This window comes from Paenibacillus sacheonensis (genome assembly GCF_009909195.1).
GTDB classification, from domain to species: domain Bacteria; phylum Bacillota; class Bacilli; order Paenibacillales; family Paenibacillaceae; genus Paenibacillus_Z; species Paenibacillus_Z sacheonensis.
Genome location: NZ_JAAAMU010000016.1, coordinates 60,680 through 76,256, shown reverse-complemented (window position 1 = coordinate 76,256; position 15,577 = coordinate 60,680). Strand labels below are relative to the sequence as shown.

The following is a 15,577-nucleotide window of genomic DNA, read 5'->3' as shown; positions in this document are numbered from 1 at the left end:
CGCTCCGAAACAGGCTCCGGAATCGGCTTCGAAAACTGTGCCGGAATCAGAGGCGGATCTGATTCTGGAATTGGGCCGATAAGTCAGCCAAAGCATACGAAAATTCGTTAAAACCGTGTCGATCGGATTTGCGGACTTCTTTTAAACCGCGGCCCAAAGCATACGAATCCCAGCCCTCGGAACCCAAATAAAAGAAACAGGAGACGGCCTAATGCCTTCTCCTGCCGTCTCCTGCTCGTCTTTTACTACGCAAACTTCTTCTGCCCCGCCCAGCTGACCTCTGTGCGTATCTCCTACTGCTCGTCGTCTTGCGCAATTGTCGGCTGCTGTTCGATTCTTCTACTACAAGCCATCTGCTGTTGGATCTCTTCTACTACCGCTATCTCCGACCCTCTTCTTCGCTTGTCTTCGGCGCTTAGCCCAGGACGATCCGGTCGTCCGACAGCGCACTGCCGCTGATTCGCTCGAACTCGCCGAGCAGCTGCGGCACGGTAAGGCTGCTCTTGCGCGACTCCGGAACGTCCAGGATGATGCGTCCCTTATCCATCATGATCAAGCGATTGCCCAAGCGGATCGCCTGCTCCATGTTGTGCGTGACCATCAGCGTCGTCAGCTTCGTCTCGCGGACGATTTCTTCCGTCAGCGACGTAATGAGCGCCGCGCGGGCCGGGTCGAGCGCCGCCGTATGCTCGTCCAGCAGCAGAATTCGCGGCTGCGTGAACGTTGCCATCAGCAGGCTGAGCGCCTGCCGTTCGCCGCCGGACAACAGGCCGGCCTTGGCGCCGAGCCGCTCTTCCAGGCCGATGCCGAGGCGGCTCAGCTGCTCGCGGAACAGCTTGCGGCGGGAAGCGTTCACGCCCCGGCCGAGCCCGCGCTTCTCGCCCCGCCTGTACGCCATCGCCAAGTTCTCCTCGATCGACATCGTCGGTGCCGTGCCGGCCATCGGATCTTGAAACACCCGTCCGATCCAGCGGCTGCGCGCATGCTCCGGCAGCTCCTGAATCGCGTTGCCGCCGATGCGCACCTCGCCGATATCCGGCTTCATGACGCCGGAGATGATGTTCATCAGCGTCGATTTTCCCGCGCCGTTGCTGCCGATGACCGTCACGAAATCGCCGGGGTTCAGCTTCAGCCGAACGTTCATGAGCGCGACTTTCTCGTCCGGCGTCCCCGGGTTGAACAGCTTCGATGCGTGGTCGATTTCCAGCATTACGTTCGACCTCCTTGACGGACTGCCGCGCCGAGCAGTTCTTCGGTTCGCCTGCGGGCCAGAGCCTTCTGCCTCATGGAACGCCTGACGGTCGGGATCACCAAGGCCGCGATGACGATCAGCGCCGTCATGATTTTCAGATCCGACGCATCCAGCAGATCGATACGGAGCGCCAGCGCATAGATCAAGCGATAGGCGACGGAGCCCAGGACGACCGCCAGCGTAGCTTGGAAGACCGTACGGAAGCCGAATATCGCTTCGCCGACGATAACGGAAGCCAGGCCCAGCACGATCGTGCCGACCCCGCTGGCAATATCGGCGAAGCCGCCTTCCTGCGCGATGAGCGCCCCCGATAGGGCGACGAGCCCGTTGGAGAGGCTGACGCCGAGGATTTTGGCCGTATCGGTATTGGCGCCCAGGCTGCGGATCATGCGGGCATTGTCGCCGGTCGCGCGGAGCGCAAGGCCCAGATCGGTATGCAGAAACGCGTCCAACAGCAGCTTCGCAGCGAGCACCACGGCAATGAGCACCGGGATGAACGCGGCGCGGTTATCCGAGATGGCGGAGAACAACGTATCCGTGCGAAGGAGCGAAATATTCGGCCTTCCCATCAAGCGCAAATTAATCGAATACAGCGCGATCATCATCAGAATACCGGCAAGCAGTCCGTTGATTTTGCCTTTCGCGTGCAGCAGTCCCGTGCATGCTCCCGCGGCCAAGCCGCAGACGAACGCGCACAGCGTCGCGATAATCGGGCTGTACCCGTGCGTGATCATGATCGCGGCAACCGCGCCGCCGGTGGTGTAGCTGCCGTCGACGGTCAAATCGGGAAAATCCAGAATACGGAACGTGATATAGACGCCGAGCGCCATCAAGGCATACAGCAGGCCCAGCTCTACCGCTCCCGTTAGTGCCTCCAGCATCGGCCCAGCCTCCTTGTCGAAATAGAGCGGGCGCTGCTAACGCCTGCCCCGATCGTGGTTAGTTGTGGTTACTCGATAATGTTGGCCGATTGATCCTTCACTTCGCCCTTCATCTCGTCCGTTACCGTAATGCCCTGCGCTTGCGCAGCCTTCAAATTGAGAATCAGGTCCAGCTTGTCCGGGATCGTTACTTTCATATCCGCCGGTTTCTTGCCGTTCTTCAGAATATCGACCGCCATTTGGCCGACTTGATAGCCATGGTCGTAGTATTTGAAGCCGACGGTTGCAAAAGCACCCGCTTCCACCGTATCCCGATCGCTCGAGAAGAACGGAATCTTGTTGTCGTTCGCCACTTTAATGATGGCATCCACGCTGCTGACGACCGAATTATCGAGCGCGATATACAGCGCATCCGCCCGTCCGACAAGCGATTCCGCCGCCTGGCTGACCTCGGAGGTTCCCGTCACGGGCGCCTTGATAAGCTTGATCCCATGCGCCGCGAGCGCCTTCTCCGCATAGTCCGCCATGATGACCGCGTTCGATTCGCCTTCGTTAATGACCATGCCGACGGTCTTCACGTCCGCGAAGCTGCCCGCGATAAAATCCATCAATTGCGTAATTGCCGCCGGATTCGTATCGGAAGCGCCGGATACGTTGCCGCCCGGCTTGTCCAGGCTGTCGACGATCTTGTCCTTCAGCGGATCCGTGACGGCCGCGAACAGCACCGGCTTTTCCTTCTCCTCCTGCACGAGGGCGAGCGCTGACGGCGTTGCAATGCCCAGCACGAGATCATAATCCTCGGATGCGATCTTTTGGGCAATCGAGAGGTTGTTGCCGGCATCTGCCTGCGCTTTGTTCATATCGACCTTGAGGTTATCGCCTTCTACGATGCCCGCGTCCTTCAGCGCCGCGAGGAAGCCTTCGCGCGTCGCATCGAGCGACGGATGCTCCACGTACTGCGAGATCGCGATGGAGTAGCGTTTGGCGCCCGAGCCGGAAGCGTTATCGTTCTTGCTCCCGCAGCCGGTCACCGCCACGAGCGCCGCCGCGGATACGAGCAGAGCGGCCAGCATCTTTTTCTTCATTACATTGCCTCCTTTAATTTCCATTCACTACCACGCTAACGCACTTCCGCTTGGCTTGGCTATAGGTCGCGAGAACATAATTTCGCAATAATAACCAAATCCTAGGCGTTATGACGCACGCCATAAACCCCGAGTATGCCCCCCCCTGGACCGCGCGAAGGAAGCGGCACAAACCAAAAAAGGACCGCCCTCAAACGAATGTTCGAGGAGGTCCTGCCTTGCCGAAGGAATTAACCCAAGAAGCTCTTCACGATGAAATCAAGCAGGTAATCCAACGTGACCGGATCATCGAAGTACGCACGGTTCGTATCCACCTCGAATACATGCTTGTTCTTCACGGCCGTCAAATTTTTGTACATCGTCGTTTCTTGGAAGGAGTTGTCTTGCGCGAGATCTTTACTGAAGACGATATAATCGCCTGCATACTGCGGCAGCAATTCGGTCGACAGCGCATAGTAGCCTTCCTTTTGCGCTTGCTGTTTGACTTTATCGGGCATATTCAGCTTCATCTCTTGATACAAAATTTCCGTGCCCCGCGTGTAATGATCGCCATAAACATACAACTGCTTCTCGTAGCTCTCCATGACCGTCACGGTTGCGTCCGCGCCGATCTTGGTCCGGATCTTCTCTCCGGCCGCTTGGGCGCGCTTCTTGAAATCGTCAATCCATGCTTGCGCCTCCGCTTCCTTGTTCACCAGCTTGCCGATTTCCAGGAATTGATCCAGGTAAGCGACTTTCCCGTAGGTGTAGGTGATCGTCGGCGCGATCTGTTTCAACTTGTCATCATTCTTCACGTCGCCAGCGGCGATAATGAGATCCGGCTTCAGCTCGATGATCTTCTCCAGATCCTCATCGTTCACTTCCGGCGTATCGCCCAAATAAACGGCGAAGTTCGGATTCTGTTTGGACCACTCATCCACCGCCACGATCGGAATGCCCAGCGTATGTAAGTGTCCGGAAAATCCGGCAAGCGCGACTACGCGCTGCGGGTTGGCCGGTACTACGACAGGACCGTTCTCCGACTGATACGTAATAGTGCCGGAAGAATCGCCGGGGTTGGTGCCGGCCTCGGTATTGGATTCGGAGTTCATTTCAGTGCCGGCTTCATTAGCGGTGCCGGCGTTCGAGTCGGCAGCAGCGTTCGCGCTAGCGCTCGGGTTGGCATCGGACTCATTAGAATTGCTGCCGCACGCACTCACAATCAGCGTAAATACAAGAATGAGCGCACTACTTATAAATTTCTTTCTCATGACAGTCGTTTCTCCCCCTGGTATCGATCAGATGTCCTCCAACAGCCCAATGCCCGGTCGGCATCAGATGAAAGACATTTCTCTCACCATTAATTTATATTGATATTGATAATCATTATCAAACAAATACGATGATAGTCAATAATTTCCTCGGTGTCAATCCTAGTTGGTACAAAAGAAGACCTAAACCAGGCGTACTTTGATTCACAGGAAGCAGCGCACGGCACGTGCGCGACCTACCAACATCAGGCACCAAGTAGAGGAAGCAAGCCAAACGTAAAGTGTGTCTGCCCAAGCAGACGAAAACGAGCCCTCCTCAAACGCAAGTTCGAAGAGGCCCCGCTGCAGGCACGCCAAACCCGGGTCCAGGGACGGAGTCCCTGGGGTCTTAGGCAAGGGGTAGGTCCCGCACGGCACGTGCGCGACCTACCAACATCAGGCACCAAGTAGAGGAAGCAAGCCAAACGTAAAGTGTGTCTGCCCAAGCAGACGAAAACGAGCCCTCCTCAAACGCAAGTTCGAAGACGGCCCCCGCAGCAGGCGCGCCAAACCCGGGTCAGGGACGGAGTCTCTGGGGTCTTAGGCAAGGGGTAGGTCGCGCACGGCACGTGCGCGACCTACCACATCAGGCACCAAGTAGAGGAAGCAAGCCAAACGTAAAGTGTGTCTGCCCAAGCAGACGAAAACGAGCCCTCCTCAAACGCAAGTTCGAAGAGGCCCCGCTGCAGGCACGCCACATCCCGGGTCCAGGGACGGAGTCCCTGGGGTCTCAGGCAAGGGGTAGGTCGCGCACGGCACGTGCGAGACCTACCAACATCAGGCACCAAGTAGAGGAAGCAAGCCAAACGTAAAGTGTGTCTGCCCAAGCAAACGAAAACGAGCCCTCCTCAAACGCAAGTTCGAAGACAGCCCCGCTGCAGGCGCGCCAAACCCGGGTCCAGGGACGGAGTCCCTGGGGTCTCAGGCAAGGGGTAGGTCGCGCACGGCACGTGCGCGACCTACCAACATCAGGCACCAAGTAAAGAAAGCACGCCGCACGTAAAGTGTGTCTGCCCAGGCAGACGAAAACGAGCCCTCCTCAAACGAATGTTCGAAGACGGCCCCGCTGCAGGCGCGCCACATCCGGGTCCAGGGACGGCGTCCCTGGGGTCCCCCTTAGGCAAGGGGGATTTAGGGGGTTGTGAAACGCCCTTGACATGAGCCTGAAGATTTGAAGGTTTAAGAGCTTGAAGCTTTAAAGGTTTGTAGGTTTAAAGGTTTGTAGGTTTAAAGGTTTGCAAGTTTAAGCTTTAAAGGTTTGCAGGTTGAAAGGTTGAAGTGAAAAGAGGGGGTCACAGGGGGGAACCTCCCCTTACCCCCGCTCCGCGAAGATCATCTGACGATACTCCGTAGGCGTCACATTCGTCTTCTTGCGGAACACCTGCGTGAAGTGGCGCACGTCGCCGTAGCCGATCCGCTCCGCGATATCCGCAAGCTTCAGGCCGTGCTGCCGCAGCAGCTCCTTCGCCTGCTCGATGCGCAGGCTGATGACGTAGTCCTTGTACCCCTGCCCCGTCTTCTGCTTGAACAGCTGGCTGAAGTAGATGGGATTGAGAAACACGACGGACGCCACCTTCTCCAGCGACAGCTCCTCGTTGTAATGCGCCTTCAAATACTGCAGGGCGACCTCGATCGCGCGATCGCTGCCTTCGCCGCGCTCCAAGCCGGGAACGGAGGAGGCCTGGCGGAGCCGCTTCACTTCCGAGGCAATGTCGTGAACGTCCGTTATGTTGCCGGAGTGCGAGATCCGGAACGGCAGCTTCAAATAATGGCCGAGATGCGTCCGCAGCTCCGCCAGCATCGCCTCTTCCTCGGCCGCGTCCTTGAAATGGACGATGGCCAGCAGGCTCTGCCGGTCGAAATTGACGACGAACCCCTCGCCATGCCGGTCCACCAGCTCCGACAGGACGTTCTCGATGATGAAATGCTCGAGATGAACCGATTTGACGGCCTCTTCGATATGCGTCATCACGAGATGGAATTCCGGATAAGCCTCGAATACGGGCGCAATATCGATATTCCCGATATCCAGCCCCGAAGCAAGCCGCTGGAAGACCGCCTCGCGGAGATATTTCAGATTCCGCTTCAAGAGATCGCCCTCGCGAGACAGCTCCGTCTCCGTCTTGGTCTCCTCGGCAAGCTGCTCCATCAGCTCGACGAGCCGCTGCTTCCCGATCGGCTTCAAGAGATAGTCGCGCGCGCCGAGCCGCACCGCCTCCTGGGCATACGAGAACTCGGAATGCGCCGAGATCACGACCCATTTCACATGCGGATATTTACGCCGCGACATCTTCATGAATTCCAGTCCGTTGATGCCGGGCATTAAAATATCCGTCAGCACGATATCGACGGGCTGCGCGTCTATGATACCGACCGCCTCTTCCGCAGAGCCGGCCAGATGAATGATATAGTCGGGAAAAGCCCGGTTGATGGTTCGTTTTACACCTTCCCGAATGACGCTTTCGTCATCCGCGATGAGGATATTCACTGCCAAGTGCAGCGCCTCCTTCCTTCTGGGGCAGGAGCGGAATCGTAATGATCGCCGTCGTCCCCCGGTTAGGCTCGCTTCTTAATTCGATCCCGTACGCTTCGCCGAACATATGCTGGATACGCCGCTGCAAGTTGACGAGACCGATGCCCCCCTCCCGGCGTTCCGACTCTTCGTTCACGTCCGAGGCCGTATCGTCCTTCGCGCGTTCCAGGCTTTCGTTCAGCGCCTGCAGCGTCCCCGCATCCATGCCGATACCGTTATCTTCGACCAGGATGCGCAGCTGACGTTCCTCCTCTTCCGTGTAGACGCGCAGCACGCCGGGACGATCGACAATCGGCTCCAGGCCGTGCTTCACGGCGTTCTCGATGACGGGCTGCAGCGTCATCTTGGGCAGCGGGATGCTCATCCACGGCTCGCCGACGTCCACGTGGACCGTCAACCTTCCCTCCAGGCGCGTGACGATGATGTTCAAGTAATGCTGGATCTGCTCCGTCTCTTGACGCAGCGTGACGGCGGCGCCGTCCACCCAGTGGCTGCTGTAGCGGAACAACCGGGACAGCGAGAGCACGACCTCGCCGAGACGATCATGCCCTTTCTCGTCGAGCATCCAATAAATCATATCGAGCGTGTTGTACAGAAAATGCGGATTGACCTGCGATTGCAGCGCCTGCAGCTCCGCGTTCTTCTCGCTGATCGAGGAGACCTTCACGCGCTCGATCAGCTCCGCGATATGGTTAACCATCTGATTGAAGGACGCGACCAAGATGTTGATTTCCCGATAGGAGGTCACGTTAAGCGAGCCGCGGAAATTTCCGATTTCGACCTGCTTCATCTCCGAGATCAGCCGCTTCAGCGGCGACGAGAGCGTGCGCGAGAAGATCGTCGCAAGCAGCACCGAGACCACGACGAGAATGGCGCCGACGATGATCAGGAATCGCTTCGTCTCCGTCAGCTCCACGTTCAGGTCCCGGTTCGGCGTCACGCTGAGCACCGTCCAATCCGCGAACGGCAGCTGCGAGGCGACGACCAGCTGTTTGTCATGCTCCTCGACGACCGGCACGCCGTTCTTCGGACGCGGCAGGCTCGACAGCCAAGCGGGATCCCAATGGTACGCCGTCGTGGATATGATATCTCCCTTGCTGTTCATCAGGAAAACCTCGCTGTGCGCGCCGAGCTTCAAATTGTCCATTGCGGCGGTGATCGCCTGCGGGTCCGTCTCGAACAAAGCCACGCCGATCGGTTGATGATTGTTGAGATCGTAGATCGGACGCCCGAACGCGAACACGTCGCGGTCATCGACTTGGTCGATGATCGAGTGATCGAACACGCCGAGCCACTGCATGTCGCCGGTCGAAGCCGCAATCATGCCATACCAGCCGGTCGTCTTGTAATCCGGATTAATGACATTGGCATAATTCCCGTAATTATAGACTTTCCCTTTTTCCGTCAGCACATGAATGCCGATGATGTCTTCCTGCGACAAAAAAGCGGTGCCCAATATATTGGTAATCGCCTGCTCATTAAAATAATCGACAGCGGGGCTGTCGATTTGAGGATTGCTCAATATGCGGGTAAGGTCGGTATTGCCGGTGACGGATTTGGATAAGCTGTCATACCCTTTCAGAAGAAGATCGAACAGGCCCGCCGTCTGCGATACGTTCTGCTTCGAGAGGCTGCTGATCTTCTCATGAAATTGCACCGTCGTTCGATTGTAGTATAAGACGCTGACCGTAAGCACGATCGCGGACATGCTCACCAGGAAAAGCACGAACAGTCGATATTGGATGGAATGAAAACCGCGCGTCACGCCTTTACCGCCTTTCCGAGGCAGCATTGCTTCTTGCTAACCCTTTATGCTTCACTCTGTACATAACCCTTTAAGTTTAACCTTTAACCGCTCCCGCGACCATACCTTTCGTAATTCGTTCGGAAAGAATGAAGTACACGAGCAGGACAGGCAGCGCGCCGAGGATAAGGAATGCGCCGATTGCGCCGTAGTTGACGTTGTACTGGCTGACAAACGTATAGATGCCGAACGGGAGAGTTTTCAACTTCTCCGACGAGATGAAGGTCGCGGCCATGATATATTCGTTCCATATCGTAATGAAGGTCAGGATGATGACCGTCATGATCGGCGGCACCGATACCGGCAGGATAATGCTGCGGAAGATCCGGTACACGCTGGCGCCGTCCATGAAGGCAGACTCTTCGATTTCGGCCGGAATGCCGCGCATGAAGCCGCTCAGGATGAAGACCGAGATCGGCGTCGAGAAGGCGATATACGGCAGGATGAGCGCCCAACGGGTATCCAGGATATGAATGTTTTTGAAGATGACCATCAGCGGCAGCAAGGTCGCCGACATCGGAATCATCATGCCCATCAAGAAGATAAGCGTGACGACCGGGCCGTACTTCCATTTGAAGCGCGAAATCGCGTACGCGACCATGGAACTGAATACGATGACGCACAGCAGCGTCACGCAAGTGACAAGCACGCTGTTGCCGAGATATTGCAAGTAATGTCCGCTCGTGTAGGCGGCTTTATAGTTAGCCCATTGCGGCGTCGTCGGCATCGAGAAGAAGCTGCCGCCGAGAATCTGATCGTTCGTTTTAAGCGAGTATAGAACGAGCCAGAACAATGGATAAATTTGCGTAATAACGAGGATCGCCAGAAGCAGGTACACGACCCATTTTGAAATTGCCTTCATGATTGCCGTTCTCCCTTCTAGCTGTACTTCGCTTCGACTTTTTTGAACACGGCGTTGATAATGACCGTAACAACCAGACACATAACAACGAGGAACGTCGCGATCGCGCTTCCGTACCCGTATTGATTAGACGAGAAGGAGCTCGTGTACATGAGCGTCGCAATCGTGTCCGTCGCGTGCGCGGGACCGCCGCCAGTCATGACCCATACGAGGTCGAACGACTGCAAAGAGCCGATAAACGCGAGTACGATAGAAATTTTGAAGATCGGAACCGCCATCGGATACGTGATGTACCAGTCGGATTTGAAGCCTTCGGCGCCGTCGATCTTGGCCGCCTCGTATACTTCTTGCGGGATGTTCTGAACGCCCGTGAATTGAATAAGCAGGTGATAACCGAAATACTGCCACAACGATACGACATACAAGCAATACATCGCGATTTTCGGCTCCGTGAGCCAGCTGCGCGTCCAGCTGTCAAGACCGATCGAATTCAGAATGCCATTGAGCATACCGCCCATTTCAGCCGGATTATAGACCGTTTTCCACAATTGGCCGATGATAACGGTGGATAAAATAACAGGGACGAAATAGATGGATACGAGCGTGTTTGCCTTCTTGACGTAGCGGTTCATCAGTGCCGCGACAAACAAGCAAATCGGAATTTCAAGCATGGAGAAGACGGCGTACATCAAAGTATGGCGGACGGCTGGCCAGAAATTCGCATCGTGCGCGAACATCGTCTTAAAGTTATCGATCCCGATGTGCTTCGCCGTATTGATGCCGTCCCAATTCAACGTGCTGTCGTAAACGGATACGATAATGGGAACAAACACGAGACCGATGTAAATAAGTAGACACGGCAGGACGAATACAGCGATTGTGCGGGCCGGTACTTTTAAAACATTCACTGGGGTTGCCTCCTGATTCATGAAAAAGTATGAAGCAACGATCGCGGCTTAGTATAGCCCGCCGCGATGCTGCTTCGTCGAACAAAGTCAATCGGCGGGCTGAGCCGCCGAAGCGACTTGCCCGCCACCGACTACGGTGCGTTTCAGACGATTCTTACTTGTTTGCGTCGAATGCGGATTGGTGCTCGGCAGCTACGGCAGCCGGATCAACCTTTTGGACGAACATGTTCTGGATGCTGCTGAGGTGAGCTTGCGCGATGGCCGGTTTCATCGTGTTATCGAACGCGATGTCGCCGCCTTTTTGGCTTTTGAACATTTCAAGCACGTCTTGCGCCAGTTGCGAGTAGCCGGCTGCTTTGAAGTCGCCTGTGATGATTTGGCCGCTGCCGACTGCGTTCTTCAGTTCGAATTGTTTCTTCGGCATTTCCGTCATGAAGTAGTTCAGGAAATCCTTCGTTGCTTGCAGGTGCTTGCTGTTCGCGGAGACCGCGAATGCGGATCCTGGCGCCAGCATGAATTCGTCCGGATCGCCTTTGCCGTTGACCGTCGGGAATTTGAATACGCCTACTTTAGGACCTACAGCCGAAGAGTCGACCGCGCCGGTTTCCCAAGTACCCATGATCATCATAGCCGCTTTGCCTGTCTTGAAGATGTTGCCGCCCGTATTGTAATCGATGGACGTTGCGCCTTCTTCGAAGGCTTTCGCTTGGATCAGATCTTGCATGGCCGTTACGGCTTCGATGAACGCTGGATCTTTGAACGTTTTCTTGCCGTCATTGACGTCTTTCAGGAAGCCTGGGCCGTTGTTCGTGCGAAGCAGGATGTTCATGAACAGGAACGAACCCGTCCAGGAGTCTTTCTCGCCTTCGGCGATCGGCGTGATGTTTTTCGCGCGCAATGCTTTCACGTCCGCCAAGAATTCATCGAACGTCGTCGGAGGAGCCGTGATGCCCGCTTGCGCGAACAGGTCTTTATTGTAGTAGACAACTTCGATGTTATTGCCGTCAGGCAAGGCGTACGTGTTGCCGTCAGCGCTGTAGTAGTCGAGCAGGCCTTTTTGGAACGTGTCTTTGAGGCCGTTCTTATCGATCATGTCGTTCAGCGGAGCAAGCACCTTGAGGTAAGGCTGCAATTGAGCGGACGGGTTAACGATCGTGATGTCCGGCACTGTGTTGGAAGCCGCTTGCGTCTTCAATTTCAACTTTTGTTGGTCCGTATTCATCGATTCGAGCTCGATCTTCACGTTCGGGTGATCTTTTTGGTATTGGTCCACGATCGCGTGAAGCATTTTGTATGAAGGGGTCGCCGGATCCGGGTAGATGTTTTGGAAATTGATCGTCACTTTCTCGTCGCTGGCGCCTGCGTTCGTGCCTGCGTTGGTGCCTGCGTTCGTACCGGCGTTCGTGCCTGCATTGCCGGTATTCGTGTTGTTATCGTTGTTTTTGCTGCCGCATGCCGTCGCGCCTAGCAGCAGTGTTGCCGCGGTCAGAGCGATTGCGGCCGTTTTTGTGGACTTTTTAACCATCTTTAAATCCCCCTTGGGTTAATATACGCTTATTATCATGTACCAACCGGTTTTCAACAATGCGCGAAATCAAGGGATGAGGTTTGCTTTTTTAAGGTGCCGACGATCGGATATGAAGTTTGCCCCCCTCTCGTGCTATCATTAGGGCATGATGGAAAAACAGACCTCGTAAGCGAAGGAGCATATGAATCATGGAAGAAATTCGCAACATTTACTGCGTCGGCCGCAATTATGCGCTGCACGCGAAGGAGCTCGGCAACGACGTGCCGGAGGAGCCGATGATCTTCTCCAAGCCTACGCACGCGCTGCATCCGGCAAGCGGCAAGCTGGCGCTGCCCGGCTCGATCGGAGAAATCCACTACGAGCTGGAGATTGTCGCCCGCATCGGGAAGACTTATAAGGCCGGCATGACCGTGGACGAACTGGTCGACGGCATCGCGCTCGGCATCGATCTGACCGCCCGAGACGTGCAGTCGCAATTGAAGGAGAAGCGTCATCCATGGCTGCTGGCCAAAGGCTTCGTAGGCTCAGCCGTATTGGGGCCGTTTCAGCCGTTCGGGGGCGAGGCGGCATTCGGGGAGATCGTCTTCAGTCTCCTCAAGAATGACGAGACCGTGCAATCCGGCTCGCCGCGGGACATGATCTTCTCCCTGCAGCAGCTGATCGACTTCATCGGCACGCGCATGGGACTCGGCGCCGGCGATATTATCTACACCGGCACGCCTGCGGGCGTCGGACCGCTGGCGGACGGCGACGCGCTGGAGCTGAAGCTTGCCGCCGGCGGCAAGGAAGAGACGTTCGGACCGCTTTATGTGGATTTGATTTAAATGGTGAAGAGCCGCCTCGGCGTCGGATTGTTCGACGCCCGGGCGGCTCTTTTGGGGTAACGCGCCGAGTGCGGCCTTCGCGCGGGAAAGCATGAGGTGCTTGGACTGCGCCAGGCGGCGAGTTATGACTCACGGAGAGGATGGCGGATGCAGCGTTATTTATAGGGGAGAAGGTCGACGAATGCCTCCTCTTCCCTATTCACAAGATGACTCGTCGCGGGTTAAATACCTGGCCCGCGGCCAGCGTGATGCGGAGCATCTGCTTCGCGATGTCTTCTTCGGTCTGCTTCATGCCGCTTTGCAGCCAATGCTTATAGATCGCGATCGCGCCGCCGATGATCCAGTCGATGAACAGGTCGTAGTCGATATCGGCATGCTTCGTGCTCATTCGACCGAGCGATACGTGAAGCGAACGGCTCATCTGATCGTGCAGCCGGTTCGTCAGGTCGGGCACGCCGTTGGTCAGCAGCAGGATCCGATAAAACTCCGCGTGCTTGCCGATATGGCGGATCGACTGCCGAATCGTTTTGACGAGCAGCATCGGCGGCCATTGGGCGATCAGATTGCTCGGCGTGCTTTCGATGATGTCCGCATATTCCGTCAGTACGTCATCGATCAATTCTTCGAGCAAATCCTCCTTCGCCGCATAATGATCGTAGAAGGTGACTCTATGGATACGGGCGCGCCCGGCGATTTCTTTGGTTCGGATCTGGCTGAACGGCTTCTCGCCCAGCAGCTCGAGCAGCGCCGATTTCAATTGACTCCGCGAACGGGCGGTCCGTGCATCCGATTCATGAACGACTTTGGTCATACCTGGTTCCCACCCTTGCGCATGTTCGCCAACTTCGTCGAGAGACTACATTTTCGGGGAAAATGTCATCTATTCGGTTAACGGATTGCTATTATTATAAGCGTCTGGACCCTATTGCCACAATGAACGCACCATTCGACCAATCGACAGGAGGATGAACGAAGATGAAATTGCAAGGGAAAAGCGCAGTCATCACAGGAGCCGCATCAGGCATGGGCAAATCCATGGCCTTATTGTTCGCAAGCGAAGGGGCAAGCGTTGTCGTCGCCGACATCAATGCCTCGGCCGTAGATACGGTCGTGCAGGAGATCGCCTCGGCCGGCGGCAGTGCCAAAGGCGTCACCGTCAACGTCACGAACGAAGAAGACGTCGCGCGCATGATCGACACGGCGGTCGAGAGCTTCGGCAAGCTGGACATTCTCGTCAATAACGCGGGGGTCATGGATGCGATGATGAGCGCGGAAGCCGTAACCGATGCCATGTGGGACAAGGTCATGAGCATCAACGTAACCGGTCCGATGCGGGCCATTCGCAAAGCGATTCCGATCATGAAGGAGCAAGGCCAAGGCGTGATTATCAACACCGCTTCGGTCGGCGGTCTGTTCGGCTCGCGGGCAGGACTTGCTTATACGGCGTCCAAACACGCCGTCGTCGGGATGACGAAGAACGTCGGCTTCCAATACGGCAAGCTCGGCATCCGCTGCAACGCGATCGCGCCCGGCGCCGTCATGACCAACATCGGCATCGGCGGTTCGGAGCCGGATCCATACGGTCTGGAGCAAGCTATGGCCGGCATGGGTCTGCAGCGTACGCAGCCGGGCGACCCGAACGATATCGCGAGCGTAGCGCTGTTCCTCGCTTCCGATGACGCCAAGTTCGTCAACGGCACGGTCGTGACCGCGGACGGCGGCTGGTCCGCTTACTAATCAGTATCGATTCCTGCATGAATTCGCGCGGTTATAGTGCGCCATTAATTAGCGCAGTTAAGGTTATCCGTACCATTAATCCCGCTAGCTATTAGCGCAATTAAGTCCGGAAATCTATCAGCCTAATTTATTGGCGCAAGGCAATCTCCAATCTTGATTCCGCATCGTTTGCGCAGGGCAATTCCAACGAAAAAGCGAAAAACGGCCGCCTCCTTACGTCCAAGGGCAGCCGTTTTTCGCTATTTGCCGCTTCTTTTTGCCGCTTCTTTGTGTCCCGGATATGGACCTTACTCGTACATTTTCAATAGCGTGACGCTGATATTCTTCACCCGGCCGTCCTTCAGCTCGAACTCCAGGGCAAGCGTATTCGTCTTGTCGATGTACCCGATCGTTGCCGAGCTTCCGCTCTCGCCCCTCGTGTAGAAGCTGTCGCCATATTGCCTTAGGACATCCGCCTTGGCGGCGCCGAGCTTCAGTCCCTTGGCCGTCATGGAATCAGGGCTCAAGGTGTAGCCCACCACCTCGTTGTCGACCGACGTATACTGATAATCCGAGTACATGAAGATGAAGCTTCGCCCGCCGTCGTTCAGCGTCCGGATCGGCTTGCCCTTCTGCCGCACGAGCTCCTGCTCGCTGATGCCGAGGTCGGCCGCTCCGCCCTGCTCGGCGCTCAAGTCGGTAGATTCGACCTGGTCCATATAGGTCAACGGCGTCTCGCTTTTGCTGCAGCCCGTGAGCATGAAGACCGCTAAAGCCGCGCATACGAGCGCCAGCATGGATGTTCTCAACCGCATGTTTCTTCTTCTGCTCCTTTGCTTTGCCGTTCTCGCCTAACTTCTTTCGTCGGCTTGGCGGCAAATCCTGCCCCTTGTAT

General features: G+C 56.3%; 13 protein-coding genes. 2 read left to right on the top strand and 11 right to left on the bottom strand.

The genetic code is table 11. The annotated features are described in order from the left end of the window. Positions 1-415: 415 nt before the first annotated feature. The 9 genes from GT003_RS24205 to GT003_RS24165 form a co-directional block, all read right to left on the bottom strand. Positions 416-1,210, bottom strand: a complete 795-nt coding sequence (locus GT003_RS24205) for an ABC transporter ATP-binding protein (protein ID WP_161702762.1) — start codon at positions 1,208-1,210, stop codon at positions 416-418. After that, a complete protein-coding gene (locus GT003_RS24200) occupies positions 1,210-2,133 on the bottom strand; it encodes an ABC transporter permease (RefSeq protein WP_161702760.1) in 924 nt (307 codons plus the stop codon). The genes GT003_RS24205 and GT003_RS24200 overlap by 1 nt, the downstream gene beginning before the upstream one ends. A gap of 68 nt (positions 2,134-2,201) precedes the next feature. Then, complete coding sequence (locus GT003_RS24195) at positions 2,202-3,218, bottom strand: ABC transporter substrate-binding protein (protein WP_161702758.1); 1,017 nt, start codon at positions 3,216-3,218, stop codon at positions 2,202-2,204. A gap of 230 nt (positions 3,219-3,448) precedes the next feature. Next, the gene (locus tag GT003_RS24190; RefSeq protein ID WP_161702756.1) at positions 3,449-4,468 is read right to left on the bottom strand and encodes an iron-hydroxamate ABC transporter substrate-binding protein; all 1,020 of its coding nucleotides are present in this window, start codon (positions 4,466-4,468) and stop codon (positions 3,449-3,451) included. 1,351 nt (positions 4,469-5,819) lie between these two features. After that, a complete protein-coding gene (locus GT003_RS24185; RefSeq protein ID WP_161702894.1) occupies positions 5,820-6,995 on the bottom strand; it encodes a response regulator in 1,176 nt (391 codons plus the stop codon). Next, positions 6,973-8,805 carry a histidine kinase gene (locus tag GT003_RS24180; RefSeq protein WP_161702754.1) on the bottom strand — a complete coding sequence of 611 codons (1,833 nt, stop codon included), beginning with the start codon at positions 8,803-8,805 and terminating at the stop codon, positions 6,973-6,975. The genes GT003_RS24185 and GT003_RS24180 overlap by 23 nt, the downstream gene beginning before the upstream one ends. Positions 8,806-8,881: 76 nt before the next feature. Further along, entirely contained in the window at positions 8,882-9,706 is an 825-nt protein-coding gene (locus GT003_RS24175) for a carbohydrate ABC transporter permease (protein WP_161702751.1), read from the bottom strand. Positions 9,707-9,723: 17 nt separating this feature from the next. Further along, positions 9,724-10,614, bottom strand: a complete 891-nt coding sequence (locus GT003_RS24170; protein ID WP_161702749.1) for an ABC transporter permease subunit — start codon at positions 10,612-10,614, stop codon at positions 9,724-9,726. A gap of 154 nt (positions 10,615-10,768) precedes the next feature. Further along, positions 10,769-12,139 (bottom strand): extracellular solute-binding protein, encoded by a 1,371-nt coding sequence (locus GT003_RS24165; RefSeq protein ID WP_161702747.1) that lies wholly within the window; start codon positions 12,137-12,139, stop codon positions 10,769-10,771. Positions 12,140-12,330: 191 nt separating this feature from the next. On the opposite strand from GT003_RS24165, the gene GT003_RS24160 reads away from it, so the two are divergent. Further along, positions 12,331-12,966, top strand: coding sequence for a fumarylacetoacetate hydrolase family protein (locus tag GT003_RS24160; RefSeq protein WP_161702745.1), 636 nt, complete (start codon positions 12,331-12,333; stop codon positions 12,964-12,966). A 199-nt stretch (positions 12,967-13,165) separates the two neighbouring features. Here GT003_RS24160 and GT003_RS24155 read toward each other — a convergent pair whose 3' ends face one another. Then, a complete protein-coding gene (locus GT003_RS24155) occupies positions 13,166-13,777 on the bottom strand; it encodes a TetR/AcrR family transcriptional regulator (RefSeq protein WP_161702743.1) in 612 nt (203 codons plus the stop codon). A 164-nt stretch (positions 13,778-13,941) separates the two neighbouring features. Between GT003_RS24155 and GT003_RS24150 the strand changes: the two genes are divergently transcribed. After that, positions 13,942-14,703 (top strand): glucose 1-dehydrogenase, encoded by a 762-nt coding sequence (locus tag GT003_RS24150; protein WP_161702741.1) that lies wholly within the window; start codon positions 13,942-13,944, stop codon positions 14,701-14,703. Between the two features lie 287 nt (positions 14,704-14,990). Here the strand turns inward: GT003_RS24150 and GT003_RS24145 are convergent, their stop codons facing one another. Continuing rightward, positions 14,991-15,497, bottom strand: a complete 507-nt coding sequence (locus GT003_RS24145) for a hypothetical protein (RefSeq protein ID WP_161702739.1) — start codon at positions 15,495-15,497, stop codon at positions 14,991-14,993. Between the last annotated feature and the right edge of the window lie 80 nt (positions 15,498-15,577).

Excerpts from the sequence above, each read along its gene's own strand:
- GT003_RS24205 (WP_161702762.1), bottom strand. The coding sequence starts at position 1,210 with ATGCTGGAAATCGACCACGCATCGAAGCTGTTCAACCCGGGGACGCCG.
- GT003_RS24200 (WP_161702760.1), bottom strand. The coding sequence starts at position 2,133 with ATGCTGGAGGCACTAACGGGAGCGGTAGAGCTGGGCCTGCTGTATGCC.
- GT003_RS24195 (WP_161702758.1), bottom strand. The coding sequence starts at position 3,218 with ATGAAGAAAAAGATGCTGGCCGCTCTGCTCGTATCCGCGGCGGCGCTC.
- GT003_RS24190 (WP_161702756.1), bottom strand. The coding sequence starts at position 4,468 with ATGAGAAAGAAATTTATAAGTAGTGCGCTCATTCTTGTATTTACGCTG.
- GT003_RS24175 (WP_161702751.1), bottom strand. The coding sequence starts at position 9,706 with ATGAAGGCAATTTCAAAATGGGTCGTGTACCTGCTTCTGGCGATCCTC.
- GT003_RS24165 (WP_161702747.1), bottom strand. The coding sequence starts at position 12,139 with ATGGTTAAAAAGTCCACAAAAACGGCCGCAATCGCTCTGACCGCGGCA.
- GT003_RS24160 (WP_161702745.1), top strand. The coding sequence starts at position 12,331 with ATGGAAGAAATTCGCAACATTTACTGCGTCGGCCGCAATTATGCGCTG.
- GT003_RS24155 (WP_161702743.1), bottom strand. The coding sequence starts at position 13,777 with ATGACCAAAGTCGTTCATGAATCGGATGCACGGACCGCCCGTTCGCGG.
- GT003_RS24150 (WP_161702741.1), top strand. The coding sequence starts at position 13,942 with ATGAAATTGCAAGGGAAAAGCGCAGTCATCACAGGAGCCGCATCAGGC.
- GT003_RS24145 (WP_161702739.1), bottom strand. The coding sequence starts at position 15,497 with ATGCGGTTGAGAACATCCATGCTGGCGCTCGTATGCGCGGCTTTAGCG.